This is a genomic window from Acidobacteriota bacterium (genome assembly GCA_016703965.1).
Classification (GTDB): domain Bacteria; phylum Acidobacteriota; class Blastocatellia; order Pyrinomonadales; family Pyrinomonadaceae; genus OLB17.
The window spans coordinates 612,558-628,412 of the sequence record JADJBB010000025.1; the positions used below are offsets into that span (position 1 = coordinate 612,558).

13 protein-coding genes are annotated in these 15,855 nt (G+C 52.0%); all 13 read right to left on the reverse strand.

Features of this window, described 5'->3' with window-relative positions; genetic code table 11:
* Window positions 1–3 precede the first annotated feature (3 nt).
* Entirely contained in the window at window positions 4–1,104 is a 1,101-nt protein-coding gene (wecB, locus tag IPG22_20260; GenBank protein ID MBK6590620.1) for a UDP-N-acetylglucosamine 2-epimerase (non-hydrolyzing), read from the reverse strand.
* A gap of 14 nt (window positions 1,105–1,118) precedes the next feature.
* Complete coding sequence (locus IPG22_20265; GenBank protein MBK6590621.1) at window positions 1,119–2,165, reverse strand: polysaccharide biosynthesis protein; 1,047 nt, start codon at window positions 2,163–2,165, stop codon at window positions 1,119–1,121.
* Between the two features lie 160 nt (window positions 2,166–2,325).
* The gene (locus tag IPG22_20270) at window positions 2,326–3,498 is read right to left on the reverse strand and encodes a glycosyltransferase family 4 protein (GenBank protein MBK6590622.1); all 1,173 of its coding nucleotides are present in this window, start codon (window positions 3,496–3,498) and stop codon (window positions 2,326–2,328) included.
* Window positions 3,498–4,373, reverse strand: a complete 876-nt coding sequence (locus IPG22_20275; protein MBK6590623.1) for an SDR family oxidoreductase — start codon at window positions 4,371–4,373, stop codon at window positions 3,498–3,500. The genes IPG22_20270 and IPG22_20275 overlap by 1 nt, the downstream gene beginning before the upstream one ends.
* Window positions 4,374–4,448: 75 nt before the next feature.
* Window positions 4,449–5,561: a glycosyltransferase family 9 protein gene (locus IPG22_20280; GenBank protein MBK6590624.1), complete on the reverse strand. Its 1,113-nt coding sequence runs from the start codon at window positions 5,559–5,561 to the stop codon at window positions 4,449–4,451.
* A complete protein-coding gene (gene rfaE1 / locus IPG22_20285; GenBank protein ID MBK6590625.1) occupies window positions 5,562–6,539 on the reverse strand; it encodes a D-glycero-beta-D-manno-heptose-7-phosphate kinase in 978 nt (325 codons plus the stop codon).
* 4 nt (window positions 6,540–6,543) lie between these two features.
* Window positions 6,544–7,200, reverse strand: a complete 657-nt coding sequence (locus tag IPG22_20290; GenBank protein ID MBK6590626.1) for a D-sedoheptulose 7-phosphate isomerase — start codon at window positions 7,198–7,200, stop codon at window positions 6,544–6,546.
* A gap of 351 nt (window positions 7,201–7,551) precedes the next feature.
* A complete protein-coding gene (locus tag IPG22_20295; GenBank protein ID MBK6590627.1) occupies window positions 7,552–9,096 on the reverse strand; it encodes a hypothetical protein in 1,545 nt (514 codons plus the stop codon).
* Window positions 9,096–11,327, reverse strand: a complete 2,232-nt coding sequence (locus IPG22_20300; protein ID MBK6590628.1) for a methyltransferase domain-containing protein — start codon at window positions 11,325–11,327, stop codon at window positions 9,096–9,098. Before IPG22_20300 ends, IPG22_20295 begins: the two co-directional genes overlap by 1 nt.
* Window positions 11,299–12,516: a glycosyltransferase family 4 protein gene (locus tag IPG22_20305; GenBank protein ID MBK6590629.1), complete on the reverse strand. Its 1,218-nt coding sequence runs from the start codon at window positions 12,514–12,516 to the stop codon at window positions 11,299–11,301. Before IPG22_20305 ends, IPG22_20300 begins: the two co-directional genes overlap by 29 nt.
* Window positions 12,509–13,435, reverse strand: coding sequence for a glycosyltransferase family 2 protein (locus IPG22_20310; GenBank protein ID MBK6590630.1), 927 nt, complete (start codon window positions 13,433–13,435; stop codon window positions 12,509–12,511). Before IPG22_20310 ends, IPG22_20305 begins: the two co-directional genes overlap by 8 nt.
* Window positions 13,432–14,832 carry a UDP-glucose/GDP-mannose dehydrogenase family protein gene (locus IPG22_20315; protein ID MBK6590631.1) on the reverse strand — a complete coding sequence of 467 codons (1,401 nt, stop codon included), beginning with the start codon at window positions 14,830–14,832 and terminating at the stop codon, window positions 13,432–13,434. Before IPG22_20315 ends, IPG22_20310 begins: the two co-directional genes overlap by 4 nt.
* Before the next feature lie 12 nt (window positions 14,833–14,844).
* Window positions 14,845–15,849: an NAD-dependent epimerase/dehydratase family protein gene (locus IPG22_20320; GenBank protein ID MBK6590632.1), complete on the reverse strand. Its 1,005-nt coding sequence runs from the start codon at window positions 15,847–15,849 to the stop codon at window positions 14,845–14,847.
* Between the last annotated feature and the right edge of the window lie 6 nt (window positions 15,850–15,855).

The window sequence follows — 15,855 nt, forward strand, 5'->3', positions numbered from 1 at the left end:
AAACTAAGACGTGTGGCGGCGAAGGCTGGTGTAGCCGAGCATGATCTTGCTGACCGTTTGCGACACGTTTTCGGCTAGATACTCTTTTGGAGCGGTCCATGCAGCGGGTTGAGCAATGGCAAGGCCGACAGCTTCCACGATGGCGGACGTTTCGGCACCAGCGAGAATGTTGCTGCCGCATTCAATCGTTTCCGGGCGTTCGGTCACGTCGCGTAGAGTGACGTTCGGAATACCGAAAATCGCACATTCTTCTTGCACGGTTCCGCTGTCGGTGAGAACGGCGAGAGAGTTCTTCTCGAGTTTTACAAAGTCGAAAAAGCCCAGGGCTTTGAGCAGCCGGATGTTTGGCGACGCCGGACGAATCCCATGCTGTTCAAGCTTTTCGGCGGTTCGCGGATGAACCGAGATAAGCACAGTCTTGCCGAATTTCGTCGCGACTTGGCTCAAAGCATCAAATATCTTTTTGATCCGCTCGGCAGAATCGACATTTTCGGCCCGGTGCAGAGTTACTAGAAAATATTCGAACGGCGAGACGTTCAGGGCCTTCATTACCTCGCTTGAATCTATGCTGTCACTGAAATTATCGAGGACTTCCTTTATTGGATTTCCCGTTATAAAGATTCGATCTCTCTCAATTCCCTCGCGGACGAGATTGTCCTTGCTGCGTTCCGTGTACGGCATCAGGATCGTGCTGGAATGGTCGATAATGCGGCGGTTGACCTCCTCCGGGACGCGGTTGTCGTAGCAGCGATTTCCGGCTTCCATGTGAAACACGGGAATTTGCCGTCTCGCCGCCGGAATCGCAGACAAGGCGCTGTTTGTATCGCCGAGAATAAGCACACGGTCCGGTTTGTGAGCTTCGAGAAGCTCGTCGGTCTTCGTTAGGATCTGACCGATCTGGTCGCCGAAACTCTTTGATTTGATGCCGAGATGCACGTCCGGTGTGCGTATCTCGAGGTCGCGAATGAAAATATCGCTCAGGCTTTCGTCGTAATTTTGACCCGTGTGAACGGTAACGTGTTCACAGTGCTGATCCAGCACTCGCAGGACAAGGCTTAATCTGATTATCTCCGGCCGCGTGCCGAAAATGGTCATTATTTTCATAACTTTACGACGTATTACGCAGTTAAGAACTGATTGATCTCGGAGCCCGCTGTTAACAGAAGGTCGCGGAGTTCGCTGCCGGTAAGATTGTTATCCTTAGACGAATACTCGGCCGCAAGTGCAGCCGAAACATCCGTTTCGTCACGCAGTTCCGGCAAAACCGGCAGTATCACGTAATAATCGCCGCGTTCGACAGTGCGGAAACACTCTTCCTCAGAAACCATGATCTCGTGAACCTTTTCGCCGGGACGAATGCCCGTGAACTCGATAGGCAGCTTGTTTTCGCCCATCAGTACGTCGGCAACATCTGTGATCTTAGCCGAAGCGACTTTTGGCACAAATGTTAATCCGCGGCCGTCGCTTTTAACCGCCTCAAAAACCGTATCGACCGCTCGGTCTAAACTCAACAAGAACCGGGTCATTTCCGGCAAGGTGATCGTCAGTGTCTGGCCTTTTTTGATCTGATCGACAAACAGCGGAACGATCGAACCGCGCGATGCGATGACGTTGCCGTAGCGGACGCAGTTTAGCTGAACGTTGGGCAGATCGCGGTTTGCCTCGATCAGGACACGTTCCTGCAGGGCCTTTGTCATACCCATGACATTGATGGGCTTGCAGGCTTTGTCGGTCGAGATGCCGATGATCTTTTTAACTGGCAGGTCGTTTTCGCGAACGGCACGAACTATGTTCGCGGCACCGTAGATATTGGTCAGAACGGCCTCGAACGGATAATATTCGCACGACGGAACCTGTTTGAGGGCCGCCGCGTTGAAGATAATATCGGCTCCACGCATTGCCGCGACGACCGCAGAATAATCGCGGATATCGCCGATGCGGAAATTCAGGCGGTCCTTCGAATTCTGATAGATAACATCATCCGTCGCCGTCTCGCGATGCAGAAAATCGAGCCGCATGTAATGCTGCTTGGCTTCGTCACGCGAGAAAACCGTGATCTGTTCAGGCGTACCTAATTCGCCCGTGAGGATGCGTTTTACAAGAGTCTGCCCGAGCGAGCCCGTGCCGCCGGTGACAAGAATTCGTTTGCCGTCTAGTTCGTTCATTTGAGGTCGAAGTGCCAAGATCGCAGAGCAATTTTAGCATCGCAGGCTGAATAGCTGAAATCTCTCCTTAGCGAGCTTTGCATACTTTGCGTCTTTGCGGGAAACAGGCGTGTTGTTCCCGCAAAGCCGCGAAGCAAGCAAGTCCGCAAAGAAAAGCCGTTTAACGGTCTAGAGCGGCATTTAGCATCGCGATATTCGACCGTTCGATCCCGGGATCAGAGAGCCATTCGACCGCGAATCTGCGGGCTGCCGCAGACATTTGTCGATACCGATCGTTATCCATCGAAACTGTTGCCTGAATTGCCTTGATCCATTCATCAGGCTTTTCGAGCGGCAGATCCCAGCCGATGCCTTTTGCCGCTAAACCTCGCCACGGCGTGCGGTCGCTGATGATCAGCGGAACTCCTGATGCGAAAGCCTCGATAAATACGTGCCCAAAATTTTCGCCTAGCGTCGGCAGAATGAAAAAATCATATTTCGTCAGGGTTTCGGAAACCTGTTCGTGCGGAAGGGGCCCGAGCGATCTAATTGAGATGTTCTTCGGCAAGCTCGCGGCGATCCGTTGGCACTCTTCCCAATAATCTTTTTCTTCGAGCGTTCCGCAGATGTCAAACGAGAGTTTTTCATCGATACCGCGAAGATTTTCGAGAAGCCAATTGAAATTCTTTTTCCGCATGAACCGCGAGAGGAAGATCATCCGAGCCTCGCCTTGCTTTTTTATTGGTTTGGCGTCTTGATCGTATTCAGGATTGATCATCTTCGGCGGCATGTTCGGGGCGACGTGGACATCGAGACCGCTGCCTAATTCACGCGTGATATCCTTCTTTTCTTCTTCCGACGCGGCCTTCCACGTGAAGTTTTTTGAGAGCAACAGAACCTTAGCGTTCGCGATATAGAGCATCTTTCTCAACGGGTTTAGCGATAATGCTCCGGGAGAGAATTCGCCTTCGGGCGCCATTATCACGGGCTTTTTCAGAGTTCGGCGAAAGCGAAGCATCGTTAGATACATGATCGACAGCCGGCTGAAAAAGCTGTTGAGATAGATTGCGTCCGCATTGCATTCGTTTATTAGCGTGGCCAGACGCCGAGAACTGACCTCGGCTTTTGAAAGGTAATAAACTCGGGCCTTTCCAACCTGATTCCATTCGCTGATGTTGACGGTCGTGTAAGATGTTTGCACCGCGCTTCCGTCGTGATCGCGAGTAATTATGCGGAAATCAAATTGCTCACCCAATCGATCTACCATATTCGCCAGCGTCCTGACCGCTCCGCCGCTTTCGAAACCTGGCAGGTAATAGTCGCAAATGACGAGGATCGTTGGTCGTTGGAGCATTAGCGGAATGAACCGTAAGTCGTCGGGTCGGCGGCCATTCTTGCGATCATTGATTCCCAGTCGGGCGGGGTGAAGCCAGTGAGCGTTTTGAACTTCGCCGAATCGAGGCTGCGGTCAACAACGACCGCTTCGCTCGGCTTGATCGAGACGTTTGATTTGAAATATTTGTTGACGAGCGTCAGCAGATCGAATTTACTTATCGGATCGCTTGAGATATGGAACAGGCCATTAAGATCAGGGAAATTCTTGATCAAATCCGCGATAATGTCTGCCAGTTCGATCGTTGGAAAGCCTGAATAGATCGCCTTCGTGTATCCATCGACCGTTCGACCGCGATTAGCTAGAAACCACTCGACGATGCTATGCGAGGTCGTGATCTCTCGGCCGATGATCGACGTACGGATCGTGAGCGAGCGGCCGTCCGTAACTTCGCCCAGCAATTTGCTCAAGCCGTATAGGTCGCGGGCATTGGCTTCGTCAGATTCTGAATAGTTCCCTTTTTTGCCGTCAAACACGCAATCGGTGCTGATCGTGATCAGGCGAAAGTCGAATTCCGCCGAAAGCTGAGCCAATTGGTTGGGAAATATTGAATTGATCGTCAAGGTGCGGATCTTGTCAGCGAGCGTGGGGTTTTGTTTGACGACGCCGACGCAATTTACGACGCAATCTGGTTTCACTACCTCGATAACCCGACAAACTGCCGCGATGTCCGTAACGTCAACGTCTGAAAATACCGAGTGGCCCTTAAATATCCCAAACCTCTCGATCGCCGCGAGATCTGACCGAATCGTCGCGAAAACCTCGAATTCGGAACTCACACGTTGATAAAGTTTGTGGCCGAGCATTCCACTGCTGCCGATGATGAGGATGGACATTCGTTTTTATCGGGAAAGCGTTATTTTATGGTTTCGGCGGTCGGGAAACAAGTTCGATTGTCAGTCGAGCAGCAGCTAGACTTTTAAGATGCGAAGTTCGGGCGGATCAGTTTCCGCGGAGCGCAGCTTTTTTCGCAATTCATCAAGGACGGGCTCGACCGGTATGCCGTTCATACACGGATGCCCGGCGACCGGACATTCCTGGCTGCGGCAGCCGGCACATGGAACATCATGTTGAAAAATAGTATGCCGATCACCGAGCGTAAACCATTGACCCGGATTATCGCGTTCATGAAACAAGGCAACAACAGGCGTTCCCACGGCAGCCGCCAAATGTGTCGTTCCGGTGTCGAGCCCAAGATAGAGTTCGCACAGTGAAAGCAGCACCGCCGAATCCCTGACGGCGAATTTCCCTGCCGCATTTATTCCGCTGCCAATTTTCTCGATAAAACCGTCGCCCAACTGTTTTTCTGCCAGTCCTCCGACAATAACGATCTCGCAAAGATCTTCAGCCGTCAGTTGCTTTGCGATGCTGATAAAATTCTCTGTCGGCCAAAAATTAGCGGGCGTTTTGCAGCCCGGAGCGATCGCAAGCAGCGGCAAATGCGGCTTTTCCCTGAGCTGAGCGAGCCATTTTTCCGTTTCAGCCTTTTCTGCTTTTGAGATCTCGAAAAACGGCTGACTAAGGTCTTCGGATCTCGAAATCGTGATCCCGTCGTTTTTGAGACGCTCAAGTTTGCGGACCGCTTCATGTTGGGTCATCGCAGGGCGGCCAGATTCGTCAATCGGATAAAGCTCGTTTTTTGAAAACGCGTGGAAACCAAAAAGCTTGCGGATACCGCAGGAGCGAAAGAATAAGCGGTCGCGGCGGACAGATGCTTCGGGCCGTTCGCTGATGACAAGATATACTGCGGCGTCGAATTTTTCGGCTCGGATCTTCGTCCAGAGATGGAAATATGAAGAGATCTGGCCAGCTCCGCTTGTGTAGGCGAGGCTGCGGTCGATCAGGTTTTTCGGGATCACCTCGGAGGCCGTGACTACATGGTTTGGCTGCGTATTTTGAAGAAGGACGATCTCGGCGTCAGCGAAATGCCTTCGTACGGCTCTAAGGGCTGGAATGGCAACAATAGTATCGCCGAGCGAGCCGATCAGATAAACAAGTACTTTTTTCTGGCTCGGGGCTTTCATCTAGGTGGAAAGCACCTGAAAGCGGGCGGTTTCGGCGGTAAGCATTTCGCGGGTGATCGGCGTGGTGCCGACCTGTTCGACCACAAGGCCGGCGGCAAAATTCGCGATCTCAGCAGCTTCAAAAAACGACAGTCCGCCGCCTAAAGCCGCTGCCATTGTGCCGATCGCGGTGTCGCCGGCTCCGGTCACGTTGTAGACATTTCGGGCCGATGCTTTCAGGTTTCGCGGTTCGTGGCCGGTTTGGAAAAGCGTCATCCCGCGTTCGCCCTGCGTGATGAGGATCGCTTCGAGCGAGAGATCGTGGAGGAGTTTTTCGCCAGCGATCGTGACGATATCAGGCGAATGAATTTCGAGGCCGCACGCGTCAGCGGCTTCGCGTTGATTTGGCGTTAGGATCGTGGCTCCGGCGTATTTTGAGTAGTCCTTGCCTTTCGGATCGACCAGTACCGGTTTTCCGTTTTCATTGGCATATGCGATCAACTTTGGAACAAGATCGGCTGTCAAAAATCCCTTGGCGTAATCGGACAGAACGACCACATCTGTTTCAGCGATCAGCGGTTTGATGTCTCGCAAAAATGCCTCGATCTCGTCAGTTGAGATATCGGTTGCAGTTTCCTGATCGAGCCTTGCGATCTGCTGATTATGGGCGACTATGCGGGTTTTGAGCGTCGTAAAACGGCCTTTGACAGGAAAAAAGAGGAAATCTTCTATTCCGGTATCTTCCATGATCTTTGGAAGGAAGGCCGCGGCTTCGTCGTCGCCGGAGATACCGATGAGGTATGGTTTTGCACCGAGCCCGGCGATATTTGCTGCGACGTTAGCGGCTCCGCCGGCGGTGAGGGTTGTGCTGTCGAGCGAGACGACCGGCACGGGAGCCTCGGGCGAGATGCGGTTTACCGTTCCCCACCAATAACGGTCGATCATCACGTCGCCGATGACGAGAACTTTTGTGTTTGATAGATCGTCGAGAATTCTCATCAATTTAACCAATAACCGGATCGGTAGCCATCCATTCGTCGACAATCTCGCACCAGATATGAGCGATCGTAATATGTGCTTCCTGGATGCGAGCGGTGCGGTCTGATGGTACGAGAATGCACCTATCCGATAGCGACGCGAGTTTCTTCCCCGCTGCTCCGGTCATTCCAATGATCGAGCAGCCGCGGTTTCGGGCCGCCATCACAGCAGCGATCACGTTTCGCGAATTCCCGCTCGTACTGATCGCGATCAAACAATCGCCCTCCACCGCCAAAGCATCGACCTGACGCGCAAAGATTCGCTCAAAATCGTAATCGTTTGCGAGTGCCGTCAGTGCCGAAGTGTCGGTAGTCAAAGCGATCGCCGGTAACGCTCGTCGTTCCGTTTCATACCGCCCAACAAATTCCGCGGCGATGTGCTGAGCGTCCGCTGCACTGCCGCCGTTTCCGCAGATCAGGACCTTCCTACCGGCTTTGAATGTGTCAACGAGAAGCTTCGCACAATCCTCGATCGGGCCGGTTATTTCACCGATGACCTTGTTAAAGACCTCGAGGTGCTGATTCAATGACAGCTCGATGACCGAGCTGTCTTTCACGTTTTCCGGTGTTTCATTTTCTTTTATTTTGTCCACAATACTGCTCGACGAAAATCCATCAACCAATGGCAGCGAGAAGACCTGCCCGCCGTACGCCGTTACAAAATCCGCGCCGATTATCTCGTCCGGTTTCCAGTCGCCGCCCTTTACCAAAACGTCGGGCTTGATCTCGTGGATCAACTTTTCGGGCGTCAATTCATCAAAGATTCGAACCTCGTCAACCGATTCGAGTCCGAGAAGTACCGCTTTTCTGGCTTCCTGGTTCTGAATGGGACGATCCGGGCCTTTGATACTTCGCACCGACGCATCGCTGTTGATGCCTACGATCAGCCGCGAGCCAAGAGCCCGTGCCCGCCTGAGCAGATCGACGTGACCGGCGTGCAAGATGTCGAAACATCCGTTGGTAAATACGATCATCTAAGTAGCCTTAATACCTTTAATACTGCCGGTTTCGATGCGTTTTGCAATGATGTTAACGATCAATATTCCGATAACTGAAATAAAACCGATCTTAAAGAACACGGGGATTATCGTACCGTAAAACCCCTCATACGAAACAGATGTCAATAGCATGAAAAACAGCGTGATACGCCAGACGATGAGCTTTTGACCCTCGATCAGCGATCGATAGAAAAGTCGTAGCAGAAATCCCAGCACAAACATTCCTATCGGAATCCCGATTATCCCATAGTTTCGCAGCAGATCGCCGATCGGCGTGATCGCGTACGACGAGCCCGAATAGTCAAAATAAAGATCGCTGTATTTGCGAGGGTCGGCAACTACAGGTTTGTCCGGCCAGATCACGCGAGGGATCATGAACGTCGACAGATCGATCCAGATATTGTCGCTCAGGCCATAGATCTCTTCGTATGGGGCAAGCTCTTCGTAATTTGAGACGACGACCGCGAGTGTGCTGAGAACGTCGATCCTTTCAGCAAAATTGACGGCGCCGAACGTCAATGTGTCATAAACGTCGCTTCGCCCGACCTGATCCACAGCAGCGAAGATATTCTCGGTGTATTGTTCGGCACTTTGAGCGTCCTCAGTTCCCTTAACGTTACGAAACGTCGTTCCGTAGATCATTCCGACCGTCAAGCCGATCGTCAGCAGCAGGCCGGAAATCACTCCCTGCTTCATCGAAAATCGCCGTCCCGAAAGGATGAACGAGAATGTAATGATCAGAAAGATCTGGATAATATTGCCGCGGCTGCCCGAGTATAGAAACTTTGTCAGACTCGTGAAAAGCAGCACGCCGATGATCGGGATGACAATAAAATCCAACTTGCTCTTACGGAAGATCACCGACCAGAGCAGTACACTCGCCTGCACCCAAAATAACGTAGTGAAAAAGATGAGTCCGTCGTATGAGTTGAATTCCGTTACCCTCTGATAGCCAAAGCGGCCGAGAACAAAGGCTAGGATCGTATTTGCAAGGCCCGCCAAAAGCAACAAAACGCCCGGCAGCATGAGCGAATCGGGCTTATAGTCTGCTTTTGGAAGCACGTCCGCTATCCATCCACCGATTTTTGCTCCGACCGGCAGCAAATAGCCCGTCGCGAGTCCCGCATAGCCGAGCCCGACGAGAGCGATGGTCAGCGGCAGATTATAATTCGGATCCTGGATAAGATTCTCGAATGAAGGCCTGGACAGCCCGAGCGCAAACGAAAGCCCGCCGACTACGAATGCCGGGAAAAAATAAGAAAGTGTCGCAAACACAAGCGGATCGACAAACGTCAGTCGCCCGTGATGATACAAATACACGAGCGGTATCGCCATCACGACACCGAGCCCCATCAGCCACGGGACCAAATGCAGATTTGGGTATGCGGCGAGCGAATCGCTCGTAAACAACAGAGCCAAAAACGCAACCAAAACCGCCACGCCCATCAGGGCGAGCCCAGGGAGCAAAGATCTCTCTTTCCCCGTATCTGTTTGAGTTGGGATGTAGCGTGCTGCCAGCATTATCGATCAGACGGTAAACGGCAAACGGCAATCACGCCGTCTGCCCACTGCGGAGCTATCGTTACGCACACATCGTTTATCGCGTTGATAAACCATTTGTTATGCGGACGATGCTCTCTGCCTATATCATAAAATAAAAACGATCCGACGTGCAGTCCGTGCCGTTCGAGCAGGACTTTGAGCGTCGAATATGAGTAATATGCGACGTGGTCGGGATGCACGAATTCGACTTTTCCGCGTTTCCCCCGCAGCCCGTACCAAACGAACCGCATTCCGCAATAGGCGTTCACGGTGGTCAAAACCAACTGCGTCTCGCTGTGCATGAACCGCTTGATCCCGTTCAGGAACAGGCCCGGATTATTCAGATGCTCGATCATCTCGCCAGCAACGATGACGTCGAACTTCTCATTCAGATCGAGTTCGTCAAGTTTTTCTAGATCACCGAGAACGATCTGTTTCGAATCGTGTGATTCGAGTATCTCAATTCCCTTTTCATCCGAATCAATGCCCCAGACATCACTCGCGATCTTTTCCAGATCGTGGTGCAGAAGCATACGGTTTTTGATCGAATCTTCGGTGTACGGATAGTTCGTACAGCCGAGATGGAGCACGCGTTTGCCCGAGCAAATTTCTTTGATCAGGTCCAGACGCTGTACTAAGCTGAAGTCCTCGGCCATCGGTAAATAGTAACAAATACCTTTGCTTAGCGGTATTTTGCGAACAGGTCGCGAGCCATTTTCTTCCCGCCATCGTCGATGAAACCGGTTAAGAAGAGTGCCGACATATGCAATTCCGCCAGCTGCCACGGAGCCGAAAAAGGTAAACCAGGATGGTTGAAGCGTTTTGGCGAGAAACAATTCGGCTCCGACCGCCGGTATGGCGGCAATCAAAATACGGATTACCGTTGCACCCCAGAATTTCATAAAGATGCCGCCGAGAAAGCGTTTTTCGATATAGAAAATGAGCGGAATGAATATCAAAACGCCCGCCAATCTTCCCGCTGCGACGCCGTTGATTTGCCACGACTGGCTCATCGCGATCATCGCGATCACACCAGCGAACATCCAAAATATCGTGCCGTACGCGTTTAGAGCCGCCGCCTTAAAGCCCTCGGCAACCTGCCATGCGATCGTGTTAAGTGCAAGTATCGCAAAGGTTACGGTTTGAATGACGAGCATGACGTAACATTCGTCAGCATACCGTTCACCGAGCCAGGCAGTTAGAAATACTTTGCCGCAGACAACTACTGAAAGCACGGCGAACACGAGCAAGGTTAAAACGAGCTTCGTCGCTTTTTGATAAAGCTCTTTGAGCTTTTCAGGTTCGTCGAGCAGTTCATTCACGACCGGGAACATCGCAAGGACGAGGCTTGCTGTGAAAAGGTGCAAATAGAGAGCGAGCGTCATCGGGATGACGTAATACGCCATAGCTTCGCCGCCGAAATTTCGCAGTATCCAAACACGCTCAAAGAAAAGCAGCAAGGTTCCGAACAGCTGATAGCCGACGATCCCCAAAGCGTATTGCCTGACCGATCGCCAGATCTCAGACGGAATTTTCAACGTGAGGCGGCATTCCGGTATTAGATGCCGGGCCGCAAAGAATGAAACAACGCCGACAATTGACCACGTTACGAGATTCCAAGCCAGCAATGCGATCCATCCATAGCCGAGAAGGACGATGGCGATGCTGCCGAGGCTGAACGAGACACTAGTGAGATTGGCGAGCAGTAAATACCAGTCGAATCTGTGAATTCCCTGTAATGCGAATTGAAACACCTGAGCCATGAAGATACTCAAAATCGTCGCGCACGCGATGTAGATCCCGGTGACCGCCTGATCCTGCATCTGCTCAGGGATCCGGAGTGCGTCGACGACAATGGGGCGAGCGAAGATGAAGGCGATCAGCGATACAACCAGAGTGGTCGAGACTCCGAAAATGATCGTTGCCGAGATCATCGGCGAGATCTTTTCATTCTGACCGGTCGCCCGGTATTCGGCGACGTATTTGGCGGCAACTTTGCCGATGGCTGTCGTGAAAAAATAGGCGATAAAACTGAGGACCGCGGCGAGAACGCCGTATTGCTCGTCCCCGAGCCGTTTTATGACGATCGGCGTCGCGATCATCGTCGGCACGATCGGCAGCAGCCACGACAGCACGCCAAAAATGCTGTTGCGAAAGAAGCGTTTTCGTCTGTCGACAACCTCAGTCTGCATCGTCGAAACACTCCTCATAATGCCGGATCGCGATACGTGCAGCCTCGCGTTCGTCAAAATTCGAGAGGACAAACTCACTTCCCTGTTTCGCGATCGTTTGACGTAATTCCGGATCGTTCTTCAGTTTTAGAATGGCCTCCGCCAACCCTCGCGCATCGCCCGCTTCGATCAGCAAGCCGGTTTCGCTATCGTGAACAGCCTCAGGGATCGCAAAAATATTGGTCGATATAGACGGAATTCCCAAAGCCATCGCCTCTAGTAGAGCGATCGGCAATCCCTCGACATAACTCGGAAGAGCGAAAATATCGGCGACACGGAAAAATTCGAGAACTTCTTCCCGGCTCGAACCGACGGTTGACGAGAGCCGAATCTCGAAATTATTTAATCCGTATTTCTCGATCTTCGCTTTTTCGTCCTTTGTCGACTCAACCGGCGTCAGCCAGACGCATCGAACATCTGGAGCCTCGGTTTGAATTATCTTCGCCGCGTCCAGAAATACCCAACGCCCTTTGCGGTCGATGAACTGGCCGACACATAGGACGATAAACTCATTTTTAGACAAGCCGTGTTTCGCACGAAGCGACGCGATATCGTCCGTTCTGTCGAGCACCGTACGGATTTGCGGCGGATTGACGCACGTGTATGTGACAGGAATTTTCTCCCAAAATTCCTGCGTAACTAGATATCGGACTTTTTCCTTTGTGTCTTTGTTCGAAGCAAAGATGTGGAAGCTCTCCAGGCGAGATAAAAGCTGCATTCGGGCTGTCCAAACGCTCTCACGCCATTTCGCAGCGTTAATTGCGTTGTGCATCGTGACGAAGACGTTGGCCTTTCGCATCGCCAGCAGTACAAAAAACTGCCACGACTGCCACGGTGCGGCTTCGATATGGAGAATGGAATTGTTGAGATTGTACTGCTTGAGGAATCGCAGTGTTTTGATCTCGCAACTGATCCGGCTCAATTGCCGCTCGATCTTTCGCTTTATGGTGGGAGCTTGCCCGAGGTCGATCACAAAATCTATGAACTCAATTGTTACGCCGATCTGTCTGAGAAAACCGATCATTTCGGGCGAGGAATTACGCGGCAAAATGACGATCACGTCCCAGTCTTTCAAGGCTTCTTTCATGATCGCCATGAAATATACCTGTGCGCCGCCCCATTCCAAATAGGTCCAGAAAAAGATCAGTTTGCGGCGGATTTTAGTCATCGACGACGGCCGAGGCGAACGTTTTGTTGAGCGGCGGCTCCGGAGCATCGCTCACGGTCTTGTAGCTTTTGGTAACGCCCGCACGGACGAGGAACACGCAAAAGCCAACGAAACCCACTAGTTTTGACGGAGCGCCCTCCAGATACGCGTACAATCGCCTTCGCAGATTGTGGCCATTTCCGAGGTCGGTGACAAGCACCTTCAACGCTTTTTTCAGCCCCATTTTCTTGACGCGCGGCGGGATCGTGTTTGGTAAGCAAAAAACGCGGGCTCGCGGGTCGATCAGCAGCTTCCAACCGAGGCGTTTGAGTTTCGGTGTGAAGACGGCGTCGCCGAAATTTGGGTATTTCTTAGAATCCATCAAACCGCCTTCAGCAAACGCCCCGACGGGCACGAGAACGCAGTTCCCGACGATCAGATCTACATTCCACGGCTTGTTTGGAACCGTCCAAACCGTCTGTTGAGACCAATGCCGCCAGTCGCCGTACCAAGTGTCCCAAACCGGAGCGATCTGAAAAAGTTTGTGCGGCGTGTCCCAAAGCATCAGCAGCGAGCCGACGATCGATCGCTCATGTTTTCGAGCGGTTTCGACCATGAAAACAAGAAAATCCTGATCGAACACGGCATCGTCATTTATCATCAGGACAAAAGCCGGATCGTGCTTCAGACCTGCTCGAACGCCGACATTTGTGCCTTCCGTGTACCAGAGATTTCCGTCGCCTTGCACCACTTCAACCTCAGGAAACTGAGCCGCGATCGCCTCGCTTGTTCCGTCGGACGAACCGTCATCAACGATCACGACATGAACGTCGAGGCCCGTCGTGTTAAGCCGCGACAGGCTTTTGAGGCATTTTAGGGTTATGTCTTTGCGGTTATGAACAGGCGCGACTATTTCGACCCTGATGCGTTCGTCGATCATTCGGCGGATGTTCCCTTGCTGGAGCTGTGATCCTCGCACCAGATCGAACTTAGACGTGCGTTATTGGCTGCGTCGTCCTCGCTGAGTCCGATGCCGAGATATTTAATGTGTTCCTTACCTTCAAGTTCGCTGCGGAGAAGGCGCCAGAAATCGACCACTAAAACCTGCGACCATTCATTGCGGAAATCCTTTGCGGTAAGCGACTTAAACGCCGGATCAGGAGTCGTGATCAGCACAGCCTCAGCTTGTGACAGGCATTTCTCAATCGAGTCTAAAACGACGATCCCGCGACGAAGTTCCTCGATCTGCATGTCTGCGGACATCGGATCGTAAGCGACAACTCGGATACCGTTCTTCGAGAGCTGTTTTGCGATGAAAACACCCTGCGATTCTTCGGTAACATGCGAGTCCGGCTTGTAGCTCAGCCCGAGAATTGCGACCGTTGCTCCTTTCCTTAGCATTGGAAGCAATCTAGCAGCAGTTTTTTCGGCTATCGATCTGTTTTGATGATCTGTAGTTTCAGCAAGTTTTGCTTCGACACCCAGTTCGTTTGCGATGAACGAAAGTGCCACGTTATCACGCGGGAAACACGGCCCACCGTAACCTATCGAGCCGGTCAGGTATTTGCGACCGATACGCGAATCAAGCCCTAGAGCCGCGGTCACAACATCCACATCGCCGCCGGGCAATTTTTCGCAGATGTCGGCGAGCATGTTAGCGAAGGTGATCTTTGTGGTGACAAATGTATTTACCGAGATCTTGGTCAGCTCTGCGTTTTCGAGGCTCATTCGAGCAGCAGGCGCGTGATTTACCGTCACCTTGTCGTAGATTGCCTCAAGCTGATCGCCTGAACGTTTGTCGAATTCGCCGATCAGCGAGAAATCAGGATTCAGGAAATTGCGAATAATGCTGCCAAGTGCAATAAATTCAGGGCTATAGCAAACGCCAAAATCACGTCCTGCTTTCTTTCCCGATTCCTTTTCGAGGATCGGTAGCAATGCCTGTCGTGTTGATCCGGGCAGTACGGTGCTCGTGAGAACGACGTTGTGATAGCCATTTTTCTTACGCAATGCTTTGCCGATCTCCTTGAACGCCCATTCTGCGTATTGAAGCGAGAAGGAGCCGCGTTCATCGCTCGGCGTAGGCACGATGACGAACGAAATGTCGGAGCCGAGAACTGCTTCCTCATGGCTGAGCGTTGCCCGAATGCGTTCGCGATTTTCCCCGATCATCGCATCGAGTCCGGTTTCCTGAACAGGTGCATGACCGTCGTTTACGATGTCAATGAATTTCTGATTCACATCAACGCCGATCACATCGAAACCACGGCTCGCGAACACCGCCGCCATGCTTGCACCGAGCTTTCCAAGACCGATAACTGAGATTTTTTCCAACATAAGATCCAACGGTTACGCATTCCCAAGAGCCGCCGTTTTCGATGCCGCATGCGATTCCCTAACCTGACTCTCGATCCAATCGTAGGTCTTCTTGAGTCCGTCTTCAAGAGATATCTCGGGTTCCCAGCCAAGCACTTCGCGGAGTTTCGAATTGTCCGAATTGCGTCCGCGAACGCCTAATGGGCCGTCGATGTGCTTTTTGGTGATCTCAATTCCAGCCGCGTTCGCAATGATATCGGCGAGCTGGTTGATCGAGATCATGCGGTCCTGGCCCAGATTGAGCGGATCGGAAAAATCGGACTGCATCAGACGATAGAGGCCTTCGACGCAGTCGTCTATGTAACAGAACGAGCGTGTCTGCTCACCATCGCCCCATATTTCGATTTCGTGGTTGCCTGTCAATTTTGCCTTAGCGATCTTGCGGGCGAGTGCAGCCGGAGCCTTCTCACGACCGCCGTCCCACGTGCCGTTTTCGCCGAAAATGTTATGAAATCTGACGGTTCTCGTCTCGATCCCATAATCCTGCATGTAATGCATGCACAGACGCTCGGTGATCAACTTTTCCCAGCCGTATGCGTCCTGAGGTTCGGCTGGGTATGCGTCGGATTCCTTGAGCGGCGTAACGTTCGCATCTTCCTGCAAATGTTCGGGATAGATGCACGCGGAACTTGTATAGAGATAACGGTTTACGCCATTTTCACGAGCCGCCTCTAGCGTGTGAAGATTGATAAGAGCATTGTTGTAGAGGATCTGAGCATGATGGCAAGAAATGAATCCCATCCCGCCCATGTCCGCCGCAAGAGCATAAACATGATCGACCTCTTTCGACGCTTTCTGGCAATTTTCCCAACCGCGAAGGTCGAGTAGCTCGAATTCGTCCGCGTTCGTTTCTGAAAACTCGGGCAACTTGATATCAACACCGCGAACCCAATATCCGCGTTTCTTCAGAAATGTCACAAGATGGCTGCCGATAAATCCGCCCGCACCAGTGACCAAAACTCTAGTCTGTTTACTCATACAAAA

Excerpts from the sequence above, each read along its gene's own strand:
- wecB (MBK6590620.1), bottom strand. The coding sequence starts at position 1,104 with ATGAAAATAATGACCATTTTCGGCACGCGGCCGGAGATAATCAGATTA.
- IPG22_20265 (MBK6590621.1), bottom strand. The coding sequence starts at position 2,165 with ATGAACGAACTAGACGGCAAACGAATTCTTGTCACCGGCGGCACGGGC.
- IPG22_20270 (MBK6590622.1), bottom strand. The coding sequence starts at position 3,498 with ATGCTCCAACGACCAACGATCCTCGTCATTTGCGACTATTACCTGCCA.
- IPG22_20275 (MBK6590623.1), bottom strand. The coding sequence starts at position 4,373 with ATGTCCATCCTCATCATCGGCAGCAGTGGAATGCTCGGCCACAAACTT.
- IPG22_20280 (MBK6590624.1), bottom strand. The coding sequence starts at position 5,561 with ATGAAAGCCCCGAGCCAGAAAAAAGTACTTGTTTATCTGATCGGCTCG.
- rfaE1 (MBK6590625.1), bottom strand. The coding sequence starts at position 6,539 with ATGAGAATTCTCGACGATCTATCAAACACAAAAGTTCTCGTCATCGGC.
- IPG22_20295 (MBK6590627.1), bottom strand. The coding sequence starts at position 9,096 with ATGCTGGCAGCACGCTACATCCCAACTCAAACAGATACGGGGAAAGAG.
- IPG22_20300 (MBK6590628.1), bottom strand. The coding sequence starts at position 11,327 with ATGAGGAGTGTTTCGACGATGCAGACTGAGGTTGTCGACAGACGAAAA.
- IPG22_20305 (MBK6590629.1), bottom strand. The coding sequence starts at position 12,516 with ATGACTAAAATCCGCCGCAAACTGATCTTTTTCTGGACCTATTTGGAA.
- IPG22_20310 (MBK6590630.1), bottom strand. The coding sequence starts at position 13,435 with ATGATCGACGAACGCATCAGGGTCGAAATAGTCGCGCCTGTTCATAAC.
- IPG22_20315 (MBK6590631.1), bottom strand. The coding sequence starts at position 14,832 with ATGTTGGAAAAAATCTCAGTTATCGGTCTTGGAAAGCTCGGTGCAAGC.
- IPG22_20320 (MBK6590632.1), bottom strand. The coding sequence starts at position 15,849 with ATGAGTAAACAGACTAGAGTTTTGGTCACTGGTGCGGGCGGATTTATC.